Origin of the sequence: Streptomyces sp. NPDC091416, from assembly GCF_044756845.1 — a bacterium.
Taxonomy (GTDB): domain Bacteria; phylum Actinomycetota; class Actinomycetes; order Streptomycetales; family Streptomycetaceae; genus Streptomyces.
Genome location: NZ_JBIVTU010000005.1, coordinates 1 through 22,261 on the forward strand (window position 1 = coordinate 1; position 22,261 = coordinate 22,261).

Below are 22,261 nucleotides of genomic sequence, written 5' to 3' on the forward strand. Positions count from 1 at the left end.
ATCCAGCGTCAGGTCATCGGCGAAATGCCGGTCACCGGTCGCGTCGGGCACGTACTTCACACAGACAACGATCCTCAAGCTCACGCCGGCTCTCCCTGTACTTCGTGGTGTCTCTGCGACGATCCTATGGCACCCAGTACCCTTCGTAAAGGTACCCAGTGTCGGATGCGCGTTTCCGGTGCTACGTTTCCCGGCATGACCGATGATCGCGGGCCGGCCAAGAAGCCCCCCATGCGTGATGTGCTCGCCGAGGCGGCCTTCGCGCTCTTCATGGAGCGCGGGTTCGAGCGGACCACCGTGGACGACATCGTCGCCAGCGCGGGGGTGGGGCGCCGGTCGTTCTTCCGCTACTTCCCCTCGAAGGAGGACGCGGTCTTCCCCGACCACGAGCGGTGCCTCGCGGACATGACCGCGTTCCTGGAGGCGGCCGGGGAGGGTGATCCGGTGGAGGCGGTGTGCGATGCGGCCCGGCTGGTCCTGCGGATGTACGCGGAGAAGCCGGAGTTCTCCGTGCAGCGCTACGGCCTCACGCGTGAGGTGCCCGGTCTGCGTACCTATGAGCTCTCCGTCGTGCGCCGCTACGAGCGGACCATGGCCGGGTACCTGGAGCGACGCTGGGCCGGCGCCCCCGACGCCGCCCTGCGTGCGGAGGTGATCGCCGCGTCGGTGGTCGCGGCGCACAACAACGGGCTGCGGTCCTGGCTGCGTTCGGGTGGCCGGGGCGACGCCGGCGCCGAGGTCGACCGCGCGCTGGAACTCGTCCGCACCGTATGGGGATCCGCCGCCGAGCGGCCCCCGTCGCCAGCCGCCGAGGACGAGGTGATCGTGATGATCGCACCGAAGGGCGCCCCGATGTGGCGCGTCGTGCAGCGCGTGGAGGCGGCTCTCGACGAGGAACGCGGCACCACTGAGAGGTAGTTCACTCGACGGTTCACTATCCTCCGGCACTCAGTACCTTTACTTCGTGGAACTAAGTGCCATACGGTGCCGGTGTGCCGTCGCCGGCGGTGCGGCGCACCCAACCGAGCGCGGGAGGCCGAGACGTGTTCATCACCGGAATCGACGTGGAGCCCACTGCTCGCGACGCAGCGGAGCCGCGCAGCACGGAGGGTCTGGTCTATCAGGTGTGCCGATGGTGCGGCACCGCGTCCTTCCGCAAACTCCTGTGCCCCGTCTGCGCGTCGAGCGACCTGGAGGCGGAGCAGAGCGACGGGCACGGTGTCGTCGTGCGGTCCAGCGTCGTGAACCGCTACTCGCGGGTCATGCGCAACGAGTCCCTGGTCCGCTTCCCCGCAGGCTTCGTGTACCGGTGCCGCATCGTGGGCGCGGCGCCGCACCTGGTCAGTGTCGGCGACCGGGTCCGGCCCGTCGGCGGGAAGACCTCCGAGGCGGGCGAAGTGGTCCTCGAACTGTGCGACCCGCCCGGAATGGGCGACTGGTACGCGTGAGCCGGCGCCGTCACGCCTCCAGATAGCGCAGCACGGCCAGGATCCGCCGGTTGTAGCCGGTGGTCTGCGCCAGCCCCAGCTTGTCGAAGACCGCGTTCAGGTTCTTCTCGACCGCGCTCAGCGAGATGTGCAGCTTCTGCGCGATCGCCGCGTTGGTGTGGCCCTGTGCCAGCGCCTCCAGGACGGTGCGCTCGCGCGGGGTCAGCCGAGACAGCGGGTCGCCGTGCACACTGCGGATGACCAACTGCCGTACGACCTCCGGGTCGAAGACGGCCCCGCCCGCATGGATCCGCTCCAGCGAGTCCAGGAACTCCTCCACCTGCGCCACCCGGTCCTTGAGGAGATACCCGACCCGTTCGGCGTTCGAGGCGAGCAACTGGGCCGCGTAGGCGCGCTCCACGTACTGGGACAGGACGAGCACGCCGATGTCCGGCCACCGGCTGCGGATCTCCACCGCGGCGCGCAGCCCCTCGTCCTTGTGCCCGGGCGGCATCCGGATGTCGGTGACGACGAGGTCCGGCGCATGGGCCGCGACCTCCGCCAGCAGCGCTTCGGCGTCACCCACCGAAGCGAGCACCTCATGGCCCTCCTCGGTGAGCAGGCGGACCAGTCCTTCCCTCAGCAGGGTCGAGTCCTCGGCGAGGATCACACGCACGGCAGCTCCGCGGTCACGGTCGTGGGGCCCCCGGCGGGGCTCCGGACGTCCAGCATGCCGTCGATCGCGGCGACCCGGCCGCGCAGGCCGGCCAGCCCGCCGCCTTCCGGGTCCGCGCCGCCGGTCCCGTCGTCGCGGACGAGCACCGTGAGGACCTCGCCGCGCCGCGCGACGCTCACCAGGACCTGCCGGGCGCCGGAGTGCTTGACGGCGTTCGTCACGGACTCCGACACGACGAAGTACGCGGCCGTCTCCACGGACTGCGGCAGCGGCCCGGAGACGTCGTACGCAACCTGTACGGGCAGCGCGCACCGCTCCGCCACCCCGCCCAGCGCCTCCCGCAGCCCCAGGCTGTCGAGCGCGGTCGGATAGACCCGCCAGGCCACCTCGCGCAGTTCGGCGAGTACCTCGCCCGACTCCTTGTGGGCCTGTGCCAGCAGGGCCTCCGCCTGCCCGGCGTCACGGGCGCGGCGGGCCCGGCCGAGCAGCATCGCGAGCGCGACGAGACGCTGCTGTACGCCGTCGTGCAGATCGCGCTCGACTCGCCGCCGCTCGCTGTCCACGGCCCGTACCACCGCGGCGCGGCTCGCGGCGAGTTCGCCGATGCGTCGCTCCAGCAGTTCCCGCTCGCCCGGCCCGAAGCACTCGCGCGCGAGCCGGGCGTCCAGCGCGGCGAGCGAGAACAGCCCCTGGACGTCGAGGAAGAGCAGCACGGAGCCGAGGACCACCTGGGTGAGCAGCTCCTGCCAGCTCAGCGTCGACCTGGCGACCCCGGCGGCGAGCAGTCCGGCCAGTACGAGGCCGAAGGCCAGCAGCCCGGTCACCACCGCGCACAGGAGCCCGGCGTAGGTGCGGGAGGCCAGATAGCGCAGGACCTGCTGGTCGGAGGCGCGGTGTTCGGGGAACCGGTCACGGAAGAAGAAGGACCGGCGCCACCGCTCCACCGCCGTCAGCCTCCGGGCACCCGCGACCAGAAGGGCGCGCGCCCGGGTCCGGGTGTGCGGCCACAGGAGAAAGCCGCCCAACAGGGCTCCGGCCACGGCGAAGTAGAGGAGTCCGGCCAGTGCCGTCAGGCAGCCCAGGAGGGTGCCCGCGACCGCGGACGGCCGCCGGATGAATCCGCCGTCGGTGCCTGCCGGGTCGTCTGTCATGTCCACCGACCCTAAGGGCTGTCCCGCCAGGCATTGCGGGGCGGCCCTCTGGACCTCTCGTCCGGTCGTGAGGATCCCGGCCGGTCCGCTCACGGGCATCGTGGCACCTCAGGGTGTACGGCGGTGCTGGGCCCGCCCGTTCGCGGACCGGACGCGGACGACGACGTACAGCGCGAGCGCCGCCAGGACCAGCACCAGGACGGCCTTGGAGAGCAGGCCGACGTAGGTCTCCACCGCGTCCCACTGGTCGCCGAGCCAGTAACCGGCCATCACCAGAACCGAGTTCCAGGCCAGGCTCCCCGCGGCGGTCAGCCCCAGGAACACCGGCATCGGCATCCGTTCCAGTCCGGCGGGCACGGAGATCAGGCTCCGGAAGACCGGCACCATGCGGCCGAGCAGCACGGCCTTCGTGCCGTGCCGGGCGAACCACGCCTCCGTACGCTCCAGGTCGGAGCTTCTGACCAGCGGAAGCCGCGCCCACAGCGCGTGCATGCGCGCGCGGCCGAACAGCATCCCGATCCAGTAGAGCGCGGCAGCCCCCGCCACCGAACCCAGGGTGGTCCAGAAGAGGGCCGATGCCAGTGAGATCACGCCCTGCCCCGCGGCGAACCCCGTCAGCGGGAGGATGACCTCGCTCGGCAGCGGAGGAAAGAGGTTCTCCAGCGCGATGGCGAGGCCGGCGCCGGGCCCGCCCAGGGTGTCGACGAGGCCGGCAGCCCAGCCGGCGACTCCGTCGGAGGGTTTCTGGGGAAGGGCGAGCAGCACGGAACGCATACGGGTCTCCAGATCGGGGCGGCGGTCGCGGCACCACGCCGCGACCTCCCTGGTCACGCTAGGAATCCCGCATCGGCGGCGGTATGCGGCTTGCCGTCCGGCGGGATGCGGCGGCCCGTACGTCCGTACTGCGGTTTCCCGCAGGGTGCGGGCCGTGGCCGTCCCGTATGCGCGGACACCTGGTCAGAGGATGGGGCCGAGTCATCCGATGAACCCTGTGAACACCCTTCTCGCGACGGGTCCGCGCCGCTACCATCGGGACGCGAATGGGAGCGCTCCCACACCTGTACCCGCCCCGTACCGCCGCTGTCGGCGGTCTCGTTCGGAGAGGACGTTTCCGTGCGCTCAAGCGCTAGACCCCTTGCCGCCCTCCTGGCAGCACTCACTCTCACCGCCGGGCTCTTCGCCACCGGCGCCCCGGCATCGGCGCGAGCCAACGATGGCGCACCGGTCGCCGAAGCATCCGATGTGTCCCTGGCCGCGGACACGTACGACTGGAAGAACGTCCGCATCGACGGCGGTGGTTTCGTCCCCGGAATCGTCTTCAACCGGTCGGAGAGGAACCTCGCCTACGCCCGCACCGACATCGGTGGCGCCTACCGCTGGGACCAGGCGGGCAAGCAGTGGACCCCGCTGCTCGACTGGGTGGACTGGGACCACTGGGGCTGGACCGGCGTGGTGAGTCTCGCCTCCGACTCGGCCGACCCGGACAACGTGTACGCCGCCGTGGGCACGTACACCAACAGCTGGGACCCGAACAACGGCGCTGTGCTGCGTTCCTCGGACCGGGGTGCCAGCTGGAAGGCGACCGAGCTCCCCTTCAAGATCGGCGGGAACATGCCGGGCCGCGGCATGGGAGAGCGCCTCGCGGTCGACCCGAACAAGAACTCCGTGCTGTACCTGGGCGCGCCCAGCGGCAACGGCCTGTGGCGGTCCACCGATTCGGGCGTGACCTGGTCCGAGGTGACGGCCTTCCCGAACCCGGGCAACTACTCCCAGGACCCGACCGACACCAGCGGATACGGCAACGACAACCAGGGCATCGTCTGGGTGACCTTCGACGAGCGCACCGGCAGCGCGGGCAGCGCGACCCAGGACATCTACGTGGGTGTCGCCGACAAGGACAACACCGTCTACCGCTCGACCGACGGCGGTGCCACCTGGTCGCGGATCGCCGGGCAGCCGACCGGATACCTGGCCCACAAGGGCGTACTCGACTCCTCGAACGGCTATCTGTACCTGACGCTCAGCGACACCGGCGGGCCGTACGACGGCGGCAAGGGCCGGATCTGGCGCTACGCCACCGCGACGGGGGAGTGGAAGGACGTCAGCCCGGTCGCCGAGGCGGACACCTACTACGGCTTCAGCGGACTGTCCGTGGACCGGCAGCAGCCCGGCACCCTGATGGCGACCGCGTACAGCTCCTGGTGGCCGGACACCCAGATCTTCCGCTCCACCGACAGCGGGGCGACCTGGACCCGGGCCTGGGACTACAGCAGTTACCCGAACCGCACCAACCGCTTCACCCAGGACGTCTCCTCCGTGCCGTGGCTGACCTGGGGCGCCAACCCGACGCCGCCGGAGACCACGCCCAAGCTGGGCTGGATGACGGAGGCGCTGGAGATCGACCCGTTCGACTCGAACCGGATGATGTATGGAACCGGCGCCACGATCTACGGCACCGAGAACCTCAAGAACTGGGACTCCGGCAGTCAGTTCAAGATCACTCCGATGGTGAAGGGCCTTGAGGAGACGGCCGTCAACGACCTGGCGAGCCCGCCGTCCGGTGCCCCGCTGCTCAGCGCGCTCGGCGACATCGGAGGCTTCCGGCACACCGACCTGGACGCCGTACCCGGCATGATGTTCACCTCGCCCAACCTCACCTCGACCACCAGCCTCGACTTCGCGGAGGCGAGCCCCAACACCGTCGTGCGGGTCGGCAGCGCCGACGCCGCCCCGCACATCGGCTTCTCCACGGACAACGGATCGAACTGGTTCCAGGGCTCCGAGCCCGCCGGAGTCACTGGCGGCGGCACGGTCGCGGCCGCGGCCGACGCCTCCGGGTTCGTATGGAGCCCTGAGGGTGTGGGTGTGCAGCACACCACCGGGTACGGGAGTTCGTGGTCGGCGTCCACCGGCATCCCGGCCGGGGCGACCGTCGAGTCCGACCGGAAGAACCCGAAGAAGTTCTACGGATACAAGGCCGGCACCTTCTACGTCTCGACGGACGGCGGCGCCACCTTCACCGCGAAGGCGTCGACCGGCCTGCCCGCCGAGGGCAATGTCCGCTTCAAGGCCGTGCCGGGCATCGAGGGCGACGTGTGGCTCGCGGGCGGCAGTGCGACCGGCGCCTACGGGCTGTGGCACTCCACCGACTCGGGCGCCACGTTCACGAAGTCGTCCGGGATCGACCAGGCGGACTCGGTCGGCTTCGGCAAGGCGGCCGCGGGAGCCTCGTACCAGACGCTCTTCGTGACCGCGAAGATCGGCGGTGTGCGCGGCGTCTTCCGTTCCACGGACGCGGGTACGACGTGGACCCGGATCAACGACGACGCACATCAGTGGGGCTGGATCGGTGCCTCGATCACCGGTGACCCGAGGATCTACGGGCGGGTGTACGTCTCCACCAACGGCCGCGGAATCATGTACGGCGACTCCTCGGACGGCGACGGCGGCACGGACCCGGGCACGGACCCGGGCACGGATCCCGGCACCGACCCCGGGAACCCGCCCGGGGACGCGGCCTGTTCGGTGACGTACAAGGTCACCAACCAGTGGTCCGGCGGTTTCCAGGCCGATGTGACGCTCACCAACACCGGCACCGCGGCGCTGGACGGCTGGCAGCTCGGCTGGACGTTCGCGAACGGGCAGAAGGTCACCCAGATGTGGAACGCGACGCCCACCCAGGACGGGGCGAAGGTGAAGGCCGCCAGCATCTCCTGGAACGGCAAGGTGGCGCCGGGCGCCTCGGTGGGCTTCGGCTTCACGGGCACGCTGACGGGCGGCAACGCCGTGCCGGCCGCGTTCGCCCTGGGCGACGAGGCCTGCGCCACCGGCTGACGGACGAGGGCGGGGACGGGGGGAGGGGCGGGCCGGGCGGGTGGGCCCGCCCCTTGCCGCGCCGTCTCACCGGCCGGGCGTACGACGGCCTCACTGGCCCCGTACAGGTTCGTCGGCCATACTGCCCGCCGTGGAGCAGCGCATAGATCCGAAGACTCAGCCCGCGTACGCCGCAGGCACAGACCCGGCGTACATCCCCGGTCTCACGGCCCCTCGCACCGCCGCGAAGGCGGACGAGGACCCGGAGCAGACCGAGGACCCCGCACCCGAGGGTTCCGCGCCCGAGGACGCCGTCGTGGAGGCCGCACCGGAGGAGGACGCGGCACCGGACGCCGAGCGCGTCGCCGGGACGGCGGCGGACGACGAGGAGGACGAGAAGGAGCACGTGGACGAGGCCGGCGGCGCCTCGTCCGAAGAGGGAGCCGGCGAAGAGGCCGACGACGGCCCGTCGTTCGAGGTGAGCGACCGGCGCGGTTCGATCTCCGCGGACCGTACGGGTATCCGGTTCACGCTGGACGACCAGGAGGCCGACTTCCGCTGGGACGAGATCGGCGCCGTCGAACTGAAGCCGGCCCGGTTCGGCCGCCGGTTCACCATCACGGTCCACATGTCGACCCGGCGCTGGTTCAACGCCGAGGTCGAGGCGGCCGCCAGGAGCAGCCTCAAGGAGTGGACGGAGGGCTTCGACGCGGTCCTGGACGCCTACTTCGAGGAGTCCTGAGGCGGGTGCGGGCCCGGGAACGGCCGTGCGGTGCTGACGGTCCGGGCCCGGGCCATTGGGCTGACCTGACCGTCCGGCCCCGGGACGGTTGTGCCGGGGCACCTTGAGGCCTCCGGCGCCGGTTTCCGAGCCGGGCAGCTCGGGGGTGGTGCCCCGCCACGACCGGCCGCCCTGCGACGGGCGGCCGGTTCTCCGGCGGACCGCCGGGAGCGACGCACGGTGCGCCCAGCGGATTCCACCGCCGGCTGAGGCGACTCAGGCCCCGGCCAGGACCACCGAACGCGTCAGGTGGCGCGGGCTGTCCGGGTCCAGGCCGCGGGCCGCGGCGCGGGCGATGGCCAGGCGCTGGACGCGGACCAGTTCGGCCAGCGGGTCGAGGCCGCTCTCCACCCAGCGGGCGCCGGTGGCGAGGACCTGCTCGCGCAGACCGTCGGGTGCGGTGCCGAACGTCCAGGTGGCGGTGCCGGTGGTGGCGATGCTGATGGGGCCGTGGCGGTACTCCATCGAGGCGTACGCCTCCGTCCAGGACAGCGAGGCCTCCTTCATCTTGAGTGCGGCCTCGTTGGCGAGCCCGGCGGTCCAGCCCCGGCCGAGGAAGGTGAACTGCGAGCAGTCCAGCAGTCCTTCGGGCAGCGGCTCGGCCAGCGCGGTCTCCGCGTCGCGGACCACGGCCTCGGTGTGCAGGCCGAGGTGGGCGCGGAGCAGCGTCAGCAGTGTAGTGGCGAACCTGGTCTGCACGACGGACCGCTCGTCCGCGAAGTCGAGGACCACGACGGCGTCGGCGGACGTCATCACCGGAGTGTCCGGGTCGGCGGTGATGGCCACGGTGGGGGTGGTCCCGCGCAGCCGGTCGAGGAGTTCGAGCACCTCGGTCGTGGTCCCCGAGCGGGTGAGGGCGACGACGCGGTCGTAGCGCCGACGGGCGGGGAACTCCGAAGCGGCGAAGGCGTCGGACTCGCCCTGACCGGACTCCTCACGGAGCGAGGCGTAGGCCTGAGCCATGTAGAACGAGGTGCCGCAGCCGACGACGGCGATGCGCTCGCCGGGGGCGGGCAGCACGTCGGCGTGGCGCGGAGCGAGGTCAGCGGCGCGGCGCCAGCAGTCCGGCTGACTGGCTGTCTCGATCTCGACAAATGACACTTTTGCACTCCGAACTGGCGGTGGGATGCTTGTTTACGCACGTTACTCGGTATGAGTGAGCATTACCAAGCATTCAATGTGCAGGTGTGTGCCTCGGTGGCATGACTTCGTGGCTTGACTCGGCGGAGCCGTGTGCGACGCTTGCGCGTGTCCGGTGACCGCGCCCAAGGGGATGGGTGCCCGCAGGCCGGACCCGTAAAGGAGAGTTTTCTTGTCCAGGGACGCCCGGTGGAACGCACTGCTGGAACTCGTCGGTAAGCACGGCCGGGTGGACGTCGAGGATGCCGCCGGCGCGCTGGACGTCTCGGCCGCGACCATCCGCCGGGACCTGGACCAGCTGGCCGAACAGCACCTTCTCACCCGGACCCGGGGCGGCGCCGTCGCGCACGGCGTCAGTTACGAACTGGCGCTGCGCTACAAGACGGGGCGCAACGCCCCGGAGAAGCAGGCCATCGGCCGGGCCGTCGCCGAACTGGTCGCGGCCGGCGAGGTGGTGGGGCTGACCGGAGGCACCACCATCACGGAGGTGGCGCGGTCGCTCGCCGTGCGCTCCGATCTCGTGGGCGAGGGCGCGGGCGGTGCGTCCGGGCAGCCGACCCTGACGGTGGTCACCAACGCCCTCAACATCGCGAACGAGCTGGTGATCCGGCCGCAGATCAAGATCGTGGTGACCGGCGGTGTGGCCAGGCCCCAGTCGTACGAGCTGACGGGCCCGCTGGCCAGCGGGGTGCTGGGCGAGATCACGCTGGATGTCGCCGTGCTGGGCGTCAACGCGATCGACACCGAACGCGGTGCGTACGTCCATCACGAGGGCGAGGCCAGCATCAACCGGCTCCTCGCCCAGCAGGCCCAGCGGGTGGTGGTGGCGGCCGACTCGTCGAAGATCGGCAAGCGCGCCTTCGCCCGGGTCTGCGACCTGGGGGCGGTCGACTTCCTGGTCACGGACAAGGGCATCGCACCCGAGGTCACCGCGCGCTTCACCGAGGCCGGCGTCACCGTCATCGCGGTCTGACCGCCGGGCTCCGGCCCTCGTCCCGCCTGCGGTTCGTACGGATCGGGTCCTCGTCCCACCTGCGGTTCGTACGGCTCCGGCCCACGTTCCCGCCTGTGGTGGTACGGCTCCGGGGGGCCGGAGGGGGTCGATCCGGGCTCCCGCGGCCCCGTCCCCGCCGTCGACGGCAATCGGCGAATGTCAAGAGATGTTCGCTAGCACCCCTAAACGAGCAACTCTTGCCATGAGGGTGCGCGGTCGTGAACTATATGGCTGTCGTCGTGAAGGAGCCTTCGGCCTCCCGTGCCGTCTCCGGCCGCCTTCGCCCACGCGACCGTACGTAGAGAAGGGACTCCCGTGTCAGACCTGCGACTCGGCGTCATCGGGCTCGGCCTGCGCCGTTCCATCGCGACGTCCGCCCACCACCCCGGACAGGGATCGGCGATCACCGCCGTCTGCGACCTCGACCCCGAGGTGCGCCGGCGCGAGGCGGAGGCCTTCGGCACCGATGTCGCGGTCGAGGACTACAAGCTGCTCCTCGACCGGGACGACCTCGACGCGGTCGTCATCGCCACCCCGGACGACACGCACGAGGCCATCGCGATCGACGCGCTCCGCGCCGGCAAGGCGGTCTTCGTGGAGAAGCCGCTCGGGATCACCGTCGAGAGCTGCGACAACGTCCTGCGTGCCGCCTACGAGACCGGGACCCGGCTCTATGTCGGCCACAACATGCGGCACATGGGCGTCGTGCGGCTGATGCGCGACATCATCGCCCGCGGCGACATCGGTGAGCCCAAGGCCGTCTGGGTGCGTCATTTCGTGGGCTACGGCGGCGACTACTACTTCAAGGACTGGCACGCCGACCGGACCCGGACCACCGGACTACTCCTCCAGAAGGCCGCGCACGACATCGACGTGCTGCACTGGCTGGCCGGCGGCTACACCCGGCGCGTCAACGCGCTGGGCGACCTGCTCGTCTACGGCGGCCTGCCGCGCCGCGAGCCGGACACCCCGCGCCCCGACAACTGGCTGCGCGAGTTCGACTGGCCGCCCACGGCCCGCAAGGACCTGCACCACATCGTCGACGTCGAGGACGTGTCGGTGATGAACATGCAGCTCGACAACGGCGTCGTGGCCGCCTACCAGCAGTGCCACTTCACCCCCGACTACTGGCGCAACTACACCGTCATCGGCACCGAGGGGCGGCTGGAGAACTTCGGCGACGGCCCCGGTGACGAGGTCAAGGTCTGGAACACCGGACCCAGCGGGTACCGCGCCGACGCCGACATCACCTACCGGGTTCCGGAGGCCGGCGGTTCGCACGGCGGCGGCGACACCCGGATCATGGAGGAGTTCTGCCGGTTCGTGCGCGACGGGGGCGTCACCGACACCTCACCGGTCGCCGCCCGGATGAGCGTCGCCGCCGGCGTCCTCGCGACCCGTTCCCTGCGCGAGGGCGGTGCGCCGTACGACGTACCGGCTCTCGACCCCGAACTGGTCGCGTACTTCGAACGCGGGCAGGTCCGTTCCTGAGGATCTGACCGGGAAGGCCGGACAGGGCCCCGGCCCTGTCCGGCGGGTTTCACCGCACCGGATGCACCGAGCCGGTGCATGCAAGGCAACGATCCCCGTTCCCCCCACCAGAAGCAGGTGCATCGCATGACCCTGCGCCATGTCTTAGGCACGATCACCGCAACCGTCACCGCAACCGTCACCGCGACTGCCGCGGCAGCCGCGCTGGCCCTGCTGGGCACGTCCGCCCCCGCCGGGGCCGCGGAGCCCGGCACGTCCGCCCCCGCCCGGGCCGCGGAATCCGTTACGGCCTCCCGGGCCACGGAATCCGTTACGGCCTCCCGGGCCGCTGAACCGGGAGTCACTCCCGGTACCTACACCAACTACTCCTTCCCCGGTGCTCCGGTCCTGACCGACGTCACCTGGTCCACCACCGTCCTGCATGACCCCGGCTACCGGTCGAACGTCTTCTGGAGCCATCAGTTCGGCTTCGACCAGGGCAACGGCGCCTACTTCGGGATGCAGTCCAACGGAGGATCGAAGCGGACGTTCCTCTTCTCCGTCTGGGACGTCTCCGAGGCCGAGGCGGGCTCCGCCGGGAGCTGGTGCCAGGCCTTCGGCGGCGAGGGCGAAGGCATGAGCTGCCGGATGAACCTCGACTGGACCGCCGGCCACCGCTACACCTTCGCGGTCGCGGCCGAGGGCGGCGGCTGGTTCGGCGCCACCTTCACGGACACCACCACGGGCACCGCGTACAAGCTCGGCAGCATCAAGACCCCGGCCACCGCCATCTCGCCCTCCGGGATGGTCGACTGGACCGAGTACTTCGAGTGGAACAACCCCCGCGCCACCTGCTACGACCAGCCGTTCAGTGATGCCCGGTTCGGAGTGCCGACGGGCAACGGCGGTACGGTCACCGGCGCGGTCGCCTCCACGGCCGTCAGCGACAACGCCTGTGCCCCGATGACCCGGATCGACCGCGCCACCGGATCCACCGTGCAGAACCTCGGCGTCGGCAACTCGGTGCGCGGTGCGGTGACCGGACCCGCCGGCAAGTGCCTGGACGCCTTCGGCGGGGTCGCGGACGGGGTGGTCGCCGACCTCTACACCTGCTCGGGCGGCGCCAACCAGGCCTGGGTGAGGGCCGCCGACGGCACGCTGCGGCTGCCGTCCGACTACTGCCTGGCCGCCGACGGCACCGGGAACGGCGCCGCCGTACGCGTACGCGACTGTGCCGGCACCGGCGCGGGCGGTGCGGTCGCCGACCCGGCCCGGCAGTGGACGTACGACGCCGCCACGCACGCGCTCGTCAACAAGGGTTCCGGCCGTTGCCTCGACGTCCCGGGGAGCGAGACCACGAACGGGACCGCGCTCGTGCTGTGGGACTGCCACGGCGGCGCCAACCAGCAGTGGAACGTGCCCGCGACCTACTAGGGCCCGCTCGTTCGGATCGTGCCGGGCTCGCGGGGTCCGGCACGCGCCCAGCCGTGGGCCACACCCCTGGGCGGTCCGCTTCCAGCGGTATCGCCCAGGGGTTCGAGGGTCTGTTTCCGGCCATGCTCGGTGGGTAATCGGCCTCCGCTGGTTTGCCGACGGGGCGATGTGTGCAGGTCATGGGGGCGGGTGTGCCCGGTGGATTCATTCGGAAATCTTCCGATCGTTCCCTGCCGTGACCGGCTCGGCTGCTTTCGCAGGGTGACCGGACCGCCGTCCCTGAGACAGTGGTTAGGCGATTTCAGGCCAACGGGCTCCTTCTGTGACCGGGTTCGAACGCGCGACCGGATCGGGGTCGGCATAATCGCGTCCATGTCGATCACGGGTGGAGACGTCGTTGACCTGGGCCGGGGCCTGTACGCGTGGCTCCCGCCGAAACGGGGCTGGGGGCTGGCCAACTGCGGCCTGCTCGTCTCGCCCCGTGGCGCGCTCTGGATCGACACCCCTTACGACACCGTGCTGGCGGGCCAGTTCCTGGCCGAGAGCACGAAGCTGCTGCCCGACGGTGTCTCCATCGACCGTGTGATCGTCACGCACGCCAACGGGGACCACTTCTGGGGCGCGGGAGTCCTGCCCGACGCGGAGATCATCGCGACCCGCGAGGCTCGGGAGCACATCCATTACGAGCCCACCCCGCAGCAGCAGCACGCCCTGGTCAACGGAAGCGATCCGGCCACCGCGCTCGGCGCCTACCTCGGCCGTCACTTCGGGCCCTTCGACTGGTCGCGGACCGATCCGGTCCGGCCGACGACCTACTTCACCGGGGAGCTCGAACTGACCCTGGGGGAGTACCCCGTACGCATCACGTCCCTGCCGTCCGCGCACACCACGGGCGACCTCATGGTCCATCTGCCCGCGCAGGGCGTCGTGTTCAGCGGCGACATCATCTTCTCCTCGACCCCGGAGCAGCCCGGCGACCACCCGATCCACTGGGCCGGCCCGCTGAGCAATGTGATCGCCGCCTGCGAACAGGTACTGGACACCGGCGCCGAGACCGTCGTGCCGGGTCACGGACCGGTCCTGGACCGGGCGGGCGTACGCGACCACATCGTCTACCTGGAGTACGTGCGCGAGCGCGCCCACGCCTTCCACGGTGCCGGCGTACCGGCCGTGGAGGCGGCCCGCCGGGTGATCGGGGAGGGGCGTCACCCCGAACTGGGCCTCCCCGAGCGGCTGGTGGTCACGATCGGCAGCGAGTACCGGCAGCTCGACGGATCCGAACTCCCCGGTGTTCTCCAGGTCATGACCGACGTCGCAGCGGTCGCGCAAGAAGTGGAGCAGGCCCGTGAGACGGCAGGCCCGGCGGACTGACCGCCCGGTCCTTCGCCGCGGCGGCCACGGGACCGGTCCGTGGTGCCGCGACGGCAACCGGACCGGCCCCCTCCCCGGCCGCTCCGGGCACAGGACCGACCCGACGACAGAAACGCGGTAACGGCATGGCATGGATCGTGGCGGTGATCGCCGTCATAGCCGCTGTGGCAGCAACGGCACGCTCCTACCGGGCCGAACGCTCGGAACAGCTGGCCGTGGCCCACGCCGAGCTCGCCGAACGCCAGGCGAAGGCGGCCGAGGCCCGCACCGCGGCCCTCGTCGACGAGATCCGGCAGCTGGCCCGCAAGCGGATCCCGGCCGCCGCGCTCGCCCTCTCCCACCCCAGCGCCCAGGTCCCCGGACTGCGGGAGGCGGCGGAGGTCGACGGCGGCGCGGCCAGGCTGCTCACCGAGGCCGTTCAAGCGGCGAGGACCGCGGTCATGGAGGAGCGGCAGCGCGTCGACGCTGCCGCCCGCGCGGCGATGCGCGGCACTTCCGCCAAGATCCAGTCCCTGCTCAACCAGTCCCAGCAGCTGCTGCACGAACTCCAGCACGAGTACGACGACCCGCGCATCCTGCAACTGGACTTCCGCAACGAACTCGCGCTGCGACGCACCCAGTCCACCGCCGTGCTCTGCGACGCCTGGCCCGGCCTGGCCCGGCAGAACTCGCCGCTCGTCGAGATCGTGCTCGGCGCACAGTCCCGCGTCGCAGGCTACGAGCGGATCAAGGTGGCCAACCACCTGCGCGACGAACGCCTCGGCCTCGTCGCCCGTGCCGCCGAACCCCTCGCGATCGCGCTCGCCGAACTGCTCGCCAACGCCACCGCCTACTCGCACCCCGACACCGATGTACAGGTGACGGTCCAGCAGAGTGGCGGCCGGGGCGCGTTCCTGGTGGTCGACGACGCGGGCATCGGCATGGACGACGACGCGCTCGACCGGGCCCGCGCCCTGCTCGCCGGACCCGCCGAGGTCCTGCTGACGGAACTGGGCGACCCGCCGCAGACGGGGTTCGCGGTCGTCGGCAGGCTGGTGGTGCAGTACGGCTTCCACTGCCACATCGAGGCCTCGCCGTTCGGCGGCATGCGTACGATCCTGCGCGTCCCCGCCCATCTCCTGACGGTGCTGGAGGAGGACCACAGCCTCTCCGCCCTGGCCCCGGCGCCCGTTTCGGCCACCCCGGCCCCGGAGCGGCCGGCCGTCCCCGCGCCGTCCGCCCGGCCGGAACCGGCGCCCGTCGAGGCGCCCACGGGACTGCCCACCAGACGCAGGCGCGCGCCGCGCCCCGCAGCAGCCACGCCGGCCCCCGCCGCCCCCGCCGCCGGACAGGTGTCCCGTACACCCGAGCAGGCGGAGTCTTCCTGGGCGGCACTCCAGCAGGGCACCCTGATCGGCAGGAGCGTCGCCGGGCGGGTCCCCGCACCGGATGCGGACGGCCACGACCACCTGGGCGACCAGGACGACCAAGGAGACGACGAGAAGTGAGCGCCCCCAGCCCCACGACCGGTGACCTCGCATGGGTGCTGACCCCGCTGCTGGAACTTCCCGGAGTCCAGCACGCCGTGGTCGCCACCGGCGACGGCCTCGTCGAAGGCGCCTCGCCCGGTCTCGACCGGGCCTCCGGTGAACGCGTCGCCGCCATGACGGCCACACTGCACGCCGCGGCCCGCGCCTTCACGACGGCGTTCACCAACGTCGAGGCCCCGCAACTGGCGCAGACGGTCGTCGAGTCGGACCTGGGCTTCGCCATCGTCGTACCGGCGGGGAAGAACACCACGCTCGCCCTGTTCGCCGAGCCGGGCGCCAAGCTCGGGGACATCGCCTACCAGATGCAGGTGCAGGTCACCGCGCTGACGCGGGCGATGCACGCCCCGTCCCGCCAACCGGACACCGCCGCCCGGCCATGACCGCCGGCCCAGGACGCCGTCTGATCCCCGCCTACCTCGTCACCGGGGGCCGGTCCCGGCCCACCGGCCCCGCGCTCGACCGGCTCGCCGTGCTGGTGCGCACGGACGAGGACCTGCCGCAGGACACCGGCTCCGAGCAGCGCAGACTGTGCGAACTGCTGGAGCCGGGCGCCCTCACCGTCGTCGAGTGCGCGGCCCATCTGGATCTGCCGGTCAGCGCCACCGTATTCCTGGCCACGGATCTCGCGGCCGCCGGACTTCTGCTCACGCGACCGCCGATACCCAGTGCCGGGGAGATCGACCGGTCGCTCGTCGAGAGGCTGCTCGTTGGACTCCGCTCCCTCCACTGACCGGACGGACGTCGGCTATCTGCCGGCTGCCGCCCGGACCCTGATGAAGCTCGTCGTCACGGGTCCCTTCGGCGTGGGCAAGACGACCCTGATCCGCACCCTCTCGGAAATCCCCACGCTCCACACCGAAGAGGCGATGACCCAGTCCAGCACCCTGCTCGACGACACCGCCGGACTGCCCGAGAAGACCACGACCACGGTCGCCATCGACTTCGGACGCCTCACCGTCCTGGACGATCTCGTGCTGTACATGTTCGGCACACCGGGCCAGGACCGCTTCCTGCCGCTGTGGGAGGACATCGCGCGCGGGGCGCTGGGCGCGCTCGTCCTGGTGGACACCCGCAGGCTCGCCGACTCCTTCGCCGTGATGGACATGGTCGAGGAGCAGGGACTGCCGTACGCCGTCGCCGTCAACCGCTTCCCCGACGCCCCGGCCCACAGCGACGAGGTCCTGCGCGCGCATCTCGACCTCGATGCCGGGACCCCGCTGGTCCAGTGCGACGCGAGGGAGCGACGCGGCAGCATCGACGCCCTGATCGCGCTGGCCGAACACGTGCTGACCCGCCTGCCGCAGCCCGAGGACCCGCAGCCCGAGGACCCGTCATGACATCGCATCCGCAGCCGCCGCAGCCCCTCGCGCTGTACGGGCCCGACTTCGCGGCCGACCCGCACGGCCACTACCGCATCCTGCGGGAACACGGCCCGCTCGCACCGGTCCGGATCGCCCCCGGCATCGAGGCGATGCTCGTCACCGACTACCAGGCGGCCGTCGACCTGCTGCGCGACACCCACACCTTCAGCAAGGACCCCCGCGCCTGGCAGGCGACGGTCCCGGCCGACGCCCCGGTACTGCCCGTCCTCGGGCACCGTCCCACCGCGCTGTTCAGCGACGGCGCGGAGCACGCCCGTTACCGCGACGCCATCAACGACACCCTCGCCCTGATCGAACCGCACATCCTGCGGGCCCAGGTGGCCGAGGTCGCCCAGCAGCTCATCGCCGAGTTCGCCGCCACCGGCAGCGGCGACCTCATCGCCCAGTACGCCCGGCTGCTCCCGCTGCACGTCTTCGTCACCTGGTTCGGGGTCGATCCCGCGGACGGCGAACGGATCGTCGACGGCATCGGCGGCATGATGAACTCGGCTCAGGGAGCCGCTGCCGCGTACGCCGACCTCGTCGACGTCGCCACCCGCCTCGTCGCCGACCGGCGCGCCCGGCCGCGGCGCGACCTCACCTCGTACTTCCTGGCGCATCCGGCACGTCTGGACAACGACGAGACCGTGCGTCAGATCACGTTGCTCATGAGTGCCGGCCATGACCCGACGACCAACCTGATCGGCAACGCGACGCTGCACATGCTCACCGACGAGCGGTACGCGGGATCGCTCCACGGAGGCGCGATGACCGCCCACGAGGCCATCAACGAGGTCCTGTGGCAGGACCCGCCGATCGCCAATCTGGCGGCGCACTACCCCCGCCACGACACCGAGTTCCATGGCGTCCGGCTGCGTGCGGGACAGCTCGTCCTGGTCTCCTTCGCCGCTGCCAACACCCAGTCGGGACAAGCCGCTCCGGGCACCGGGGTGCGGTCCGGGGGCAGCGCTCATCTGGCCTGGTCGGCAGGTCCCCACCGGTGCCCGGCCAAGCAGCCGGCCCTGCTCATCGCGATGACCGCGATCGAGCAGCTCACCAGCCAGCTGTGCGACGCGGAGCTGACGGTTCCGGTGAGTGAACTGCTCTGGCGCCCGGGGCCGTTCCACCGCGCACTGGTGCATCTTCCGGTACGTTTCACTCCTCTGGACAGCCTTGTGTCCGCAGGCCCCGGCCGGGAACAGGCCCGGCAGCCGGACGTTCCGATCGGCTCCTGAACCGTGTCGCTGGTAGGCCGAACGGGTGAGGGGCGAGAGAATTGCCCGATGAACAGTGAACGCAGCCGGCGCAACGCCAACCGATGCACGGACGGGGTGGTCCGGTGAGCAGGTACGACAGATATGACGTCACGGACGAGCAGTGGGAGGGGCTCGCCCAGGTCGTCCCGCTGCGCAGCCGCAACGAGTGGCCCTCCCGCGTGGACCACCGCGCGGTCCCGGAGGAGCAGGAGAGCGCCGAGCAGCGGCGCATGGTGGTGCTGCGGGTCCAGATCTTCGCGGACGCGCGCGAGGTCGCCGAGTACCTGGTCGCACAGATTCCGGTGCTGCTGGACCTGACCAGCGCCGAGAGCGACGTGGCCAAGCGGATCCTGGACTTCACCAGTGGGGTCGTCTTCGGGCTGGGCAGCGGAATGCACCGGGTCGACCGGAACGTCTTCCTGCTGTCTCCCGTCGGCATGGAGGTCGAGGGCGTGACGGCGGCGGGCGTACCGGGGGCATAGCCGACGGGCCGGCCGGGGCCGCCACGTGTCCGGTACGCCGTGACCGAGCGCGGCCCCCGGCCCGCTGCCTGCCTGCTTGCTGTCCCGCCTGCCGACCGGCCTGTCCGTCGGCCTGTTGGCCGCCTGTCCGTCGGCTTGCCGGTCCGCCGGTCAGGTGCCCGTGGGCCCGTCAGTGGGCGGTGGTAGACCTGGGGTCGTGACAGAACTTGATGTACGTGTGCTCCAGCAGCGGCTCGCCGCATTTGCGGCGGCACGTGACTGGGAGCAGTACCACACCCCCAAGAACCTCGCGTCGGCGCTGAGCGTCGAGGCCGCCGAACTCGTCGAGATCTTCCAGTGGCTGACGCCGGAACAGTCGGCTCGGGTGATGGAGGACCCCGGAACGGCGCCCAGGGTGGCGGACGAGGTCGCCGATGTCCTCGCCTATCTGCTGCAGTTCTGCGAGGTGCTGGGCATCGATGTGCTGGCGGCTCTGGCGGCCAAGATCGAGCGGAATGAGAGCCGTTTCCCGGTGCCACAGTCCACGGACCCCTCGCCCCGTCACTCTTCGGAGTGATCGAGTTGTTCACTTTCGATTTCGTGTCCACAGATTTCCGAAATCCCCTGGCCTTTCGGTACCACCGCCCTCACTGTGGGTAATGGAAGAGTTGAGCGGGTTTTCGTGTCGAACGGGGGCAAGGGATGGAAGCGGAGCGGCTTGTAGCAGTCATCCGGAGGGCACTGGCGCAGAGCCGGGGCACGCCGGACATCATCGCCGAGGCCTGGCAGGCCCAGGCGCTTGCGCAGGCGATCGGGAGCCGGCTGGCGGCGAGCGGCCCCAAGGAGTTACGGGGCGAGGCGAGCGGTCTCAGCGAGATCGGCGGACGGAGCAACGGAGCACTGGAGCACCCGGCGGCCCGGGCGGGCGTGGCACGGGCGGCGCAGCTCTCCGAGGTCGCCGATCCGCGCACGGCCCTGACCGGTCTCGGCACGCTGCTCGGGGAGGTGGGGATAGCCCTGGTCGGGGTGGCGTGCGAGACCGATGAACAGGGCCTGTACTGGCAGTGCATGGAGGCGATCGACGCGGCGGACGAGTCGACGGACCGGGTGCACGGCATGCTCCGTCAGCTCGACGAGCGGGACCGCGAGCGCAGGGAGGATCTGGAGCGTGGCCGGGAGCGGGACGGCCCGCACGGCGTGCTGCACGGACCGGTGGGACCGGCCGCCGATGTCGGCTGAGCGTCCGGCACCGGTGAGGCGTCCGGAGGTGCAGGATGGATGCATGGATCTTCGAATCTTCACCGAGCCCCAGCAAGGGGCGAGCTACGACACACTGCTCACCGTCGCGAAGGCGGCCGAGGACCTCGGCTTCGACGCCTTCTACCGGTCCGACCACTATCTGCGCATGGGCCAGGGCGACGGCCTTCCCGGCCCGACGGACGCGTGGATCACGCTGGCCGGGCTGGCTCGCGAGACCAAGCGGATCCGCCTCGGCACTCTGATGACGGCGGGGACGTTCCGGCTTCCCGGCGTGCTCGCCATCCAGGTGGCGCAGGTCGACCAGATGTCCGGCGGCCGCGTCGAACTGGGCCTGGGCGCCGGCTGGTTCGAGGAGGAGCACAAGGCCTACGGCATTCCCTTCCCCAAGGAGAAGTTCGGCCGGCTGGAGGAGCAGCTGGCGATCGTGACGGGTCTCTGGGCCACCGAGGTCGGCAAGACGTTCAGTTACGACGGTACCTACTACCAGCTCACCGACTCGCCCGCGCTGCCCAAGCCCGCGCAGGCCAAGGTGCCGGTGCTGATCGGCGGGCACGGTGCGAAGCGGACGCCGCGGCTGGCCGCGCAGTACGCCGACGAGTTCAACATCCCGTTCGCCTCACTGGAGGACAGTGAGAAGCAGTTCGGCCGCGTCAGGGCGGCCGCCGCGGAGGCGGGCCGCGCGCCCGACGACCTGGTGTACTCCAACGCCCTGGTCGTCTGCGTCGGCAAGGACGACGCGGAGGTGGCGCGCCGGGCCGCCGTCATCGGGCGGGACGTGGCGGAACTGAAGGCGAACGGACTGGCCGGATCGCCCGCCGAGGTCGTCGACAAGATCGGCCGGTTCGGGGCGATCGGGGCATCGCGCATCTACCTCCAGGTGCTGGACCTCGGCGACCTGGAGCACCTGGAGCTGATCTCGTCGCAGGTCCAGTCACAGCTCGACTGAGAACAGGCCACCTGGAAGCACGGCTCAACCCAAAGCAAGTCACCTGCGAGCACGGCTCGACCGGGAACAGGCCACCCGGCAGCACGGCTCGACCGGGAACAGGTCACCCGGCAGCACGGCTCGACCGAGAGGACAGCTCACCTGGGAGAGCAGCTGAACCGAGAGCAGAACCCGGCTCAGAGAACGAGGAGCATCCGGTGCCACCTGTCCGCGATCCCGGCCGCCCGGCCGGAGCGCCGTCCCGCACCCTCGCCACCGCGCTCGCGGCGGGAACCGTCCTGCTCGACGGCGGGCTCTCCAACCAGTTGGAGGCGCAGGGCTGCGATCTGTCCGACGACCTCTGGTCGGCCCGGCTGCTCGCGGACGGACCGGAGCAGATCGAGGCCGCGCACACGGCGTATGTGAGGGCGGGTGCGCAGGTGCTCATCACGGCCAGTTATCAGGCGAGCTTCGAAGGGTTCCGGCAGCGCGGGATCGGGCGGGCGGAGGCGGCCGGGCTCTTCGCCCGCAGCGTGGAGCTGGCCCGCCGGGCGGCCGGGGCGGTGGAGCGGGACGTCTGGGTCGCGGCCTCGGTCGGCCCGTACGGGGCGGTGACGGCGGACGGGGCGGAGTACCGGGGCCGCTACGGGCTCACGATCCGGGAACTGGAACGCTTCCACCGCCCCCGGATCGAGGCCCTGGCCGCCGCCGGCCCCGATGTGCTGGCTCTGGAGACGGTGCCGGACATCGACGAGGCGCAGGCGTTGCTGCGAGTGGCGGGGGAGTGCGGGCTGCCGGTCTGGCTCTCCTACACCGTGGCCGGTGGCCGGACCAGGGCCGGCCAGCGGCTGGAGGAGGCGTTCGGTCTCGCCGCCGGGGAGGAGCACGTGATGGCGGCCGGGGTGAACTGCTGCGATCCGACCGACGTGGACGGGGCGGTCCGGCCGGCGGCCGAGGTGACCGGGAAGCCGGTCGTCGTCTATCCGAACAGCGGTGAACGCTGGGACGCGCAGGAAAGGGAGTGGGCCGGGGGTGCCACGTTCGACGCCGGGCTGGTCCGGGCCTGGCAGGACGCCGGGGCACGGCTGGTCGGTGGCTGCTGCCGCGTCGGTCCGGCCACCATCGCGGAACTGGCCGCGCTACTGCGTGAAGGGGGGACGACACCCGAGCCCGGAGGAGCTGAAAATGCCTGGTGAGGGCGAGTGAACCGGA

General features: G+C 71.2%; 22 protein-coding genes and 1 pseudogene. 18 read left to right on the plus strand and 5 right to left on the minus strand.

What is annotated here, in order from left to right:
- Positions 1-84 (minus strand): annotated as a pseudogene (locus ACIQMX_RS16310) (electron transfer flavoprotein subunit beta); the annotation flags it as partial.
- 111 nt (positions 85-195) lie between these two features.
- Here ACIQMX_RS16310 and ACIQMX_RS16315 point away from each other — a divergent pair.
- Together ACIQMX_RS16315 and ACIQMX_RS16320 are read left to right on the plus strand one after the other, a co-directional pair.
- The gene (locus tag ACIQMX_RS16315; protein ID WP_363074060.1) at positions 196-918 is read left to right on the plus strand and encodes a TetR family transcriptional regulator; all 723 of its coding nucleotides are present in this window, start codon (positions 196-198) and stop codon (positions 916-918) included.
- Between the two features lie 125 nt (positions 919-1,043).
- Positions 1,044-1,448, plus strand: a complete 405-nt coding sequence (locus ACIQMX_RS16320) for a zinc ribbon domain-containing protein (RefSeq protein ID WP_363074062.1) — start codon at positions 1,044-1,046, stop codon at positions 1,446-1,448.
- Positions 1,449-1,458: 10 nt separating this feature from the next.
- Here the strand turns inward: ACIQMX_RS16320 and ACIQMX_RS16325 are convergent, their stop codons facing one another.
- From ACIQMX_RS16325 to ACIQMX_RS16335, 3 genes are all read right to left on the minus strand, one after another.
- The gene (locus ACIQMX_RS16325) at positions 1,459-2,103 is read right to left on the minus strand and encodes a response regulator (protein ID WP_402478510.1); all 645 of its coding nucleotides are present in this window, start codon (positions 2,101-2,103) and stop codon (positions 1,459-1,461) included.
- Positions 2,094-3,254: a sensor histidine kinase gene (locus tag ACIQMX_RS16330; protein ID WP_402478513.1), complete on the minus strand. Its 1,161-nt coding sequence runs from the start codon at positions 3,252-3,254 to the stop codon at positions 2,094-2,096. The genes ACIQMX_RS16325 and ACIQMX_RS16330 overlap by 10 nt, the downstream gene beginning before the upstream one ends.
- 108 nt (positions 3,255-3,362) lie before the next feature.
- A complete protein-coding gene (locus tag ACIQMX_RS16335; RefSeq protein ID WP_402479393.1) occupies positions 3,363-4,028 on the minus strand; it encodes a DedA family protein in 666 nt (221 codons plus the stop codon).
- Between the two features lie 339 nt (positions 4,029-4,367).
- Here ACIQMX_RS16335 and ACIQMX_RS16340 point away from each other — a divergent pair, with 339 nt between their 5' ends.
- Together ACIQMX_RS16340 and ACIQMX_RS16345 are read left to right on the plus strand one after the other, a co-directional pair.
- A complete protein-coding gene (locus tag ACIQMX_RS16340; RefSeq protein ID WP_402478516.1) occupies positions 4,368-7,088 on the plus strand; it encodes a cellulose binding domain-containing protein in 2,721 nt (906 codons plus the stop codon).
- A 130-nt stretch (positions 7,089-7,218) separates the two neighbouring features.
- A complete protein-coding gene (locus tag ACIQMX_RS16345; RefSeq protein ID WP_402478518.1) occupies positions 7,219-7,809 on the plus strand; it encodes a hypothetical protein in 591 nt (196 codons plus the stop codon).
- Between the two features lie 255 nt (positions 7,810-8,064).
- On the opposite strand, the gene ACIQMX_RS16350 is transcribed toward ACIQMX_RS16345, so the two are convergent.
- Positions 8,065-8,949 carry an SIS domain-containing protein gene (locus ACIQMX_RS16350; RefSeq protein ID WP_402478521.1) on the minus strand — a complete coding sequence of 295 codons (885 nt, stop codon included), beginning with the start codon at positions 8,947-8,949 and terminating at the stop codon, positions 8,065-8,067.
- Positions 8,950-9,160: 211 nt separating this feature from the next.
- Between ACIQMX_RS16350 and ACIQMX_RS16355 the strand changes: the two genes are divergently transcribed.
- The 14 genes from ACIQMX_RS16355 to mmuM all read left to right on the plus strand — a co-directional run bounded on the left by ACIQMX_RS16355 (position 9,161) and on the right by mmuM (position 22,245).
- The gene (locus ACIQMX_RS16355) at positions 9,161-9,961 is read left to right on the plus strand and encodes a DeoR/GlpR family DNA-binding transcription regulator (RefSeq protein WP_402478524.1); all 801 of its coding nucleotides are present in this window, start codon (positions 9,161-9,163) and stop codon (positions 9,959-9,961) included.
- Positions 9,962-10,297: 336 nt separating this feature from the next.
- On the plus strand, positions 10,298-11,473 hold the full coding sequence (locus ACIQMX_RS16360) for a Gfo/Idh/MocA family oxidoreductase (protein WP_326657283.1): 1,176 nt from the start codon (positions 10,298-10,300) through the stop codon (positions 11,471-11,473).
- Positions 11,474-11,599: 126 nt separating this feature from the next.
- Complete coding sequence (locus tag ACIQMX_RS16365) at positions 11,600-12,886, plus strand: ricin-type beta-trefoil lectin domain protein (protein WP_363074076.1); 1,287 nt, start codon at positions 11,600-11,602, stop codon at positions 12,884-12,886.
- 372 nt (positions 12,887-13,258) lie between these two features.
- Positions 13,259-14,257: an MBL fold metallo-hydrolase gene (locus tag ACIQMX_RS16370; protein WP_363074078.1), complete on the plus strand. Its 999-nt coding sequence runs from the start codon at positions 13,259-13,261 to the stop codon at positions 14,255-14,257.
- A 125-nt stretch (positions 14,258-14,382) separates the two neighbouring features.
- The gene (locus ACIQMX_RS16375) at positions 14,383-15,744 is read left to right on the plus strand and encodes an ATP-binding protein (RefSeq protein ID WP_402478529.1); all 1,362 of its coding nucleotides are present in this window, start codon (positions 14,383-14,385) and stop codon (positions 15,742-15,744) included.
- Positions 15,741-16,166 carry a roadblock/LC7 domain-containing protein gene (locus tag ACIQMX_RS16380; RefSeq protein ID WP_363074082.1) on the plus strand — a complete coding sequence of 142 codons (426 nt, stop codon included), beginning with the start codon at positions 15,741-15,743 and terminating at the stop codon, positions 16,164-16,166. Before ACIQMX_RS16375 ends, ACIQMX_RS16380 begins: the two co-directional genes overlap by 4 nt.
- The gene (locus ACIQMX_RS16385) at positions 16,163-16,516 is read left to right on the plus strand and encodes a DUF742 domain-containing protein (RefSeq protein ID WP_363074084.1); all 354 of its coding nucleotides are present in this window, start codon (positions 16,163-16,165) and stop codon (positions 16,514-16,516) included. Before ACIQMX_RS16380 ends, ACIQMX_RS16385 begins: the two co-directional genes overlap by 4 nt.
- Entirely contained in the window at positions 16,494-17,123 is a 630-nt protein-coding gene (locus tag ACIQMX_RS16390) for an ATP/GTP-binding protein (RefSeq protein WP_219573959.1), read from the plus strand. The genes ACIQMX_RS16385 and ACIQMX_RS16390 overlap by 23 nt, the downstream gene beginning before the upstream one ends.
- Positions 17,120-18,382 carry a cytochrome P450 gene (locus ACIQMX_RS16395; RefSeq protein ID WP_402478534.1) on the plus strand — a complete coding sequence of 421 codons (1,263 nt, stop codon included), beginning with the start codon at positions 17,120-17,122 and terminating at the stop codon, positions 18,380-18,382. The genes ACIQMX_RS16390 and ACIQMX_RS16395 overlap by 4 nt, the downstream gene beginning before the upstream one ends.
- An 83-nt stretch (positions 18,383-18,465) precedes the next feature.
- On the plus strand, positions 18,466-18,885 hold the full coding sequence (locus ACIQMX_RS16400; RefSeq protein WP_363074088.1) for a cell division protein SepF: 420 nt from the start codon (positions 18,466-18,468) through the stop codon (positions 18,883-18,885).
- Between the two features lie 196 nt (positions 18,886-19,081).
- The gene (locus tag ACIQMX_RS16405; protein ID WP_402478537.1) at positions 19,082-19,441 is read left to right on the plus strand and encodes a nucleotide pyrophosphohydrolase; all 360 of its coding nucleotides are present in this window, start codon (positions 19,082-19,084) and stop codon (positions 19,439-19,441) included.
- A gap of 125 nt (positions 19,442-19,566) precedes the next feature.
- Positions 19,567-20,103, plus strand: a complete 537-nt coding sequence (locus ACIQMX_RS16410; protein ID WP_363074092.1) for a DUF6099 family protein — start codon at positions 19,567-19,569, stop codon at positions 20,101-20,103.
- A 43-nt stretch (positions 20,104-20,146) separates the two neighbouring features.
- Positions 20,147-21,070, plus strand: a complete 924-nt coding sequence (locus tag ACIQMX_RS16415; RefSeq protein WP_402478540.1) for an LLM class F420-dependent oxidoreductase — start codon at positions 20,147-20,149, stop codon at positions 21,068-21,070.
- A 197-nt stretch (positions 21,071-21,267) separates the two neighbouring features.
- Positions 21,268-22,245: a homocysteine S-methyltransferase gene (gene mmuM, locus ACIQMX_RS16420; RefSeq protein WP_402478543.1), complete on the plus strand. Its 978-nt coding sequence runs from the start codon at positions 21,268-21,270 to the stop codon at positions 22,243-22,245.
- The last annotated feature ends 16 nt before the right edge of the window (positions 22,246-22,261 follow it).

What these genes read in the sequence shown, in the direction of transcription:
- ACIQMX_RS16395 (WP_402478534.1), top strand. Translation starts at nt 17,120, where the DNA reads ATGACATCGCATCCGCAGCCGCCGCAGCCCCTCGCGCTGTACGGGCCC.
- ACIQMX_RS16400 (WP_363074088.1), top strand. Translation starts at nt 18,466, where the DNA reads ATGCACGGACGGGGTGGTCCGGTGAGCAGGTACGACAGATATGACGTC.
- ACIQMX_RS16375 (WP_402478529.1), top strand. Translation starts at nt 14,383, where the DNA reads ATGGCATGGATCGTGGCGGTGATCGCCGTCATAGCCGCTGTGGCAGCA.
- ACIQMX_RS16385 (WP_363074084.1), top strand. Translation starts at nt 16,163, where the DNA reads ATGACCGCCGGCCCAGGACGCCGTCTGATCCCCGCCTACCTCGTCACC.
- ACIQMX_RS16415 (WP_402478540.1), top strand. Translation starts at nt 20,147, where the DNA reads ATGGATCTTCGAATCTTCACCGAGCCCCAGCAAGGGGCGAGCTACGAC.
- ACIQMX_RS16315 (WP_363074060.1), top strand. Translation starts at nt 196, where the DNA reads ATGACCGATGATCGCGGGCCGGCCAAGAAGCCCCCCATGCGTGATGTG.
- ACIQMX_RS16330 (WP_402478513.1), bottom strand. Translation starts at nt 3,254, where the DNA reads ATGACAGACGACCCGGCAGGCACCGACGGCGGATTCATCCGGCGGCCG.
- ACIQMX_RS16370 (WP_363074078.1), top strand. Translation starts at nt 13,259, where the DNA reads ATGTCGATCACGGGTGGAGACGTCGTTGACCTGGGCCGGGGCCTGTAC.
- ACIQMX_RS16335 (WP_402479393.1), bottom strand. Translation starts at nt 4,028, where the DNA reads ATGCGTTCCGTGCTGCTCGCCCTTCCCCAGAAACCCTCCGACGGAGTC.
- ACIQMX_RS16410 (WP_363074092.1), top strand. Translation starts at nt 19,567, where the DNA reads ATGGAAGCGGAGCGGCTTGTAGCAGTCATCCGGAGGGCACTGGCGCAG.
- ACIQMX_RS16365 (WP_363074076.1), top strand. Translation starts at nt 11,600, where the DNA reads ATGACCCTGCGCCATGTCTTAGGCACGATCACCGCAACCGTCACCGCA.